This is a genomic window from Brevibacillus sp., from assembly GCF_003521185.1.
GTDB lineage: Bacteria > Bacillota > Bacilli > Brevibacillales > Brevibacillaceae > Brevibacillus > Brevibacillus parabrevis.
This window is the reverse complement of the sequence record NZ_DOTK01000093.1, coordinates 1-4,882: the sequence shown is the minus strand read 5'-3', so window position 1 is coordinate 4,882 and position 4,882 is coordinate 1. Positions and strand designations below refer to the sequence as shown.

The following is a 4,882-nucleotide window of genomic DNA, read 5'->3' as shown; positions in this document are numbered from 1 at the left end:
CGCCCCCTCCTACTCGATTGTTGATCGACAACTGTGAGCATACGTCGGTTTGCTCAGGGGTTGGAAAGTTTTATCACTTTTTTAGGGAAAATGAGAAAGAAAATCGCGGGATGTTCGTTATACTTGGTGAACATATCAAAAGTCTGGGAAAATTGGCAACCTGCAACCAGCCCGAGCAGTGGGAGAGTCTGGTGAAAAAACAGACAGACGTGTTTGGACCAAAAAGGCACAAGCTGCGCAGCAAGCCTTTTACATGGGAGGAACAGAGGGAAGATGCAAGACGATAACGAGCTCGTTCGTCTGGTGCAGGGCGGAAATCAGCAAGCCTATGCACGACTTGTCGACAAGTATAAAGGAAAAATCTTTGCCCGCCTGTACCGGATGATTGGACAGAAACAGGATGCCCAAGATTTGGCCCAGGAGGTTTTTACAAAAGCGTATTTCCAGTTGGAAAAGCTTGAGCCGGACGGTAATTTTTCCGCGTGGCTCTACCAGATTGCCATCAACCATTGCCTGGATGAACTGAGGAAACGGAAGCGAAGCGTCAAGACGTCGGACGAAGAGGTGGAACTGATCGGGTCAGAGACACCGGAGGAAGCTTTCCTGCAAAAAGAGCAGCAGCAAGTTCTGCTTCGTCACATCATGGGGCTGGAAGAGGAATATCGCGCGGTCGTTGTCCTGCGCTACATCGATCAGCTCAGCTACAAAGAGATCAGCGAGATGTTAGTGCTGCCAACGACGACGGTGCAGATGAGACTGCATCGGGCGAAAAAGAAGCACTCGCCGATCCAACGCGGATCGCTCTGATTTTTGATTTTGTCGACAAGGACGGGAAAAAGCTCGATTGCACCCTGGATGACATCGATGTGGACTTCACGCTGACAGACGAAACCGGCCAAGACTTGAATCCGGAGGGAGACGGCTGGACATTGGGAGAATACGGGGGCTACATTTTGGTCGAACAGGAAGTGATCGAACTGTTCAACACCGCACAGAAATCCCCGGACACACTGACGGTCGGAGTCCAGTTCAACGATATTAAAGGGAAGGGCGGTTCTTGGAAGCTGGATGTTCCTATCGACATGAAAAAAGCAAAGGAAGTCGCGAAGACCGTCGCAATCAATCGCGAGTACACGTCACCTCAAGGAGTCGTGGTCAAGCTGGATAAACTGACGAACGTTCCAAGCAACAGCTTATTGTCGCTTACGACCAGTTGGAACGAGCAGCGCAAAAAGGAGTATCAAAGCATGGCGGAAAACGCTTCTGGTGAGCTGGGCGACTATTTGAACCGTCACAGTTTGGCATACGAAATTTTTGACGAGAACGGAAAGCTGCTTGCCGGTCGGGATGACACCGTGCTCGATTCGCTGAACGGCATTCGCAAAAATGCGGTAACGATTACCACAAAAGGCGAAGGAGACAGCGAGAGCGGTGCGATGATGTGGAGGTGGTGGGACGGATTTACGCCATTTGCCGATCAAAAAAAGGTGACCTTCAAGCTCCACTCGATCTACATGAATGAATTGGCAACTTTCCAGGGCAAGCTTTCGCTGGATGCGTTGAGCAAACAACCCGTCACGGTAGAAAGCAGCGGCAGCCGTTTTACCTTCCACAAGTTTCATCTGAAAACGAACGATCAGCAGGAGAAGATCGCCGGACGGTACGAAGTGAGAAACAAAGGCGGGATCATTGAATTTGAAGCACTGCTGCCAAAAGACATCATCTACATCACGGAATGGAGTGCAACAGACGAGACAGGGAAAACATACAGAGTGAGCATGGACAACGGCGATGGAGAGTACGTCCGCGATCAAGACGGACGGGTGCGGATCAAAAGCGCTCTTTACATCAACGGGTTGGAAAAACAGCCGAAAGAACTGACGATCTCCTACGCGATCCAGGAGCGCCAGTACCGCGATGTGGATATGGAGGTTCCGATTCAGTTGGGCAACTAGGCTGTATGTTTGTGAGAGTTTAATTGGCTTTTTTGCAAGCTGGAAGACCGTCAGAGAAATGTTCTGGCGGTTTTTTTTGTGTGCGAACAAGTAAGGCTTTTATTGTTAATGCAACCAATATTTAAGCCAAGGCAATAGCTGAACAGATTGATATACTATCGTATGTTGTTTTTGATAGCTGACAGATATAGCTGAGGTGATGGAATACATAATCTTTTTCGTAAAATAGCACGTCGCTGACCCAAATATGCCCTTCATTCATTTCGTTTAAGTTCAAGGAAAGTAGTGAGCAAGAAATGTCCAGCAAGATCATGAAAAGCACAAGTGCAATCCTTCTTTTCCTTCTCTTTTTTCTCGTTTTCGTTCCTCTAGCGAGAGCTTCTGCCGAAGAGAATCCCGCGACAGCGATTCCTCAGATGGATCAAGAGATTTACGGTTTGCTGAACACATTGACTTTCTTTCAAGAGCTTGCCCTGCAAAAAGGCGACAAGAAGCTCGCGAAAAAAATCGAAAAACAATCAGCTGCCTTTTCACAGAAGAACCTCAAGCTGCATCAGACACCGATTGATTCCAACAGGCAAATCCGCCAAGAGAAAATTAACAAGTCTTTGCAAAAACAAGCAGCACACATTTACTCCCTGCAAAAACAACTGGAAGAACAAGTTGATAAATATTGGGAACAGTTGATCCCCGAACTTTCGCTGAAGCAAAAGCCGCAGGAACAGGAGCTTCAACCTCAGTTGGCAAGCAGAACCGCAACCGCTTTTGCTGCTGCTGCTCCTGTCTTGGATCCGTTTGAACCGAACGACGATGTAGACACAAGTTACCCTGTAACAAGTGGAAACTTTTACAATTCGAAGCTGTCTACAGCTAAAGATCTCGATATGTACCGTTTTGATTCAGGGGCGCAATCTGGCGAGCTTACGGTGACATTGCGCGTTCCCGAAGATAAAAACTTCGACCTGGCAGTCATGCAAGCGCCGAACAAAGTAGTGGGCATGAGTACGCGAGGAGGAGTTGGGGGAACGGAAAACGTCACTTTTCAGGTGCAACCGAATACGACCTATTATTTCTCTGTATTTAGCATGAGCCGCGATTTTAGTGAAACGACCTCCTATTTATTGTCATTCAGTAAGATTACGACTGTACTCAATCTGGCTCAACCTATTGATATCAGTCTTCCTACGGGGGAAACCCCTGGCTACCGCTTTACGGCTCCTGTAACTGGTACTTACCGTTTTTATACAAGTCCATACGGAGGATTTGGCGCCCCGTTTGATACGGTTTTGTCCGTGTTTCGTGACGAGCAGTTGCAGCAAGCCCTGAAGTTTAATGATGAGGCAGTCGATGGTTCTCTCTTTTCCGAAATTAAAGTGCCACTGGACGCAGGCGTGACCTATTTTGTTCTGGCTACTTCTTTTGATTCGACAAAAGGACTTCACGCCCGGTTGACAGCTGCTTTGGATGCCAGTGCCAGTGTCGTTTCCGCTGCGCTTCACGAGTCTTCTGCAAACGATGGGACGCTGACAGAAACGCAGACTGTCGTCTTAAAAAATGGCACCTTTACTTCCGATGCAGCCTCTTTTGTGACAGTACACAACGTCGCAACTGGTTTGCAGCCGCTTGTTACCCGTGTCAACAGCACGCAGTTAAGCATTCAATTTACGGGAAAAGCGGTTGAACACGAGCAGAAACACCGCGCAACGAATCTGTTTGTGACGATCCCGAAGGCAAAAATAGCTGGTGCAGATGCAGATGTCGTCACAGACACGTTTGCATTGGAATTTACAGACACAGACTCGTTCACAATCGCAGCACCACCCGATCTCGATCTTGCCAAAGGCTCCAAAAAAATCTACAAATTTACGGCGCCTTCCTCTGGAGATTTTGAACTCTCAACCACCTATTTTGGGGGAGTGGAAGGGAGCGGGCCAAGCAATACCAAGCTGGCAATCTATGAAGACTTCGGAGAGACCAGGCTGCTTGCCGCCAATGACGACGGGGATCACCCGCCATTTTCCAAAGCGATTGTATCCATGGAAAAAGGCCGGGATTACTATGTTGTCGTCTCTTCCGCTGACAACAATGCCGTTCACGCACGTTTGCTCGCCCGCTATACGGGGGTCGAATACGTGTATAACGCCAAAGGACAACTGACTCAAATCAGGCAAAATGGACAAGTCCTCTCCGAGTTTACGTATGACAGCAACGGAAATCTCAGCAAGAAAACGGACTATTAAGTGAAGAGGAGCATTGGCGCTATGAGAATCAGGTACGGGTGGTCAAAAATGATCATGATCTTGTTGGGGCTTTCTTTGCTGACCCCCAATCTGGCATTGGCGAAGACAGAGGCCGTTCAAGCCAATCCGGAAGCGGCACAACAAGATGAGAATCAGAAGGCGGCGACCAAAAAATGGCTTGCAGCCTATCAAAACGCAAAGCAGCAAGGCAACGCACCCAAACAGCAAAATCCGGACGAGCAACCGATTTTTTCGCAAGAACAAGTGACGAGTAAAGAGTGGGACTCGATCCGCCCCGAAGATGCTTGGAAGCTCTATCAATGGAAGGATAGAAGCGTGTTGCAGCTTGCAGCCTATTTTTATCCTCAATTCGATCGCTTTTTGTCGCATCACGAGCAAGTAGAGAAATATGGATGGTCGGATGATACCGTCAATCAAAAGTTGGACAAGCTGACAAAAGCACAAATGACGAAACTATCAACACTCCTTCCAGCAATCAAGACGTATCAGGAGCGTCGCAACGAACAAGCAGCCGTTCCGCAAGCCAGAGCTTTGGCTGCGCAAGCGACCACGCTTCCAGAAGACGCCATGTTCGAAACGGAAGGCTTGACCTACAAATACCAGCGCACCAATACCGACAATCCGGTGGATGAGCTGTACCGGACGGCAAACGTGCAGGAAGTGGAT

4 protein-coding genes and 1 pseudogene are annotated in these 4,882 nt (G+C 48.5%); all 5 read left to right on the top strand.

What is annotated here, in order from left to right:
• Positions 1-287, top strand: a 287-nt coding sequence (locus tag DEP07_RS27045) for a hypothetical protein (RefSeq protein ID WP_287103259.1), incomplete at its 5' end; no start/stop codon positions are given.
• Positions 274-807, top strand: coding sequence for an RNA polymerase sigma factor (locus DEP07_RS27040; protein ID WP_242771275.1), 534 nt, complete (start codon positions 274-276; stop codon positions 805-807). The genes DEP07_RS27045 and DEP07_RS27040, both read left to right, overlap by 14 nt.
• Positions 808-866: 59 nt before the next feature.
• Positions 867-1,955, top strand: a complete 1,089-nt coding sequence (locus DEP07_RS27035) for a hypothetical protein (RefSeq protein WP_280649260.1) — start codon at positions 867-869, stop codon at positions 1,953-1,955.
• Between the two features lie 416 nt (positions 1,956-2,371).
• Positions 2,372-4,195: an RHS repeat domain-containing protein gene (locus DEP07_RS27030; protein WP_280649261.1), complete on the top strand. Its 1,824-nt coding sequence runs from the start codon at positions 2,372-2,374 to the stop codon at positions 4,193-4,195.
• Positions 4,196-4,243: 48 nt separating this feature from the next.
• Positions 4,244-4,882 (top strand): annotated as a pseudogene (locus DEP07_RS27025) (RHS repeat-associated core domain-containing protein); the annotation flags it as partial.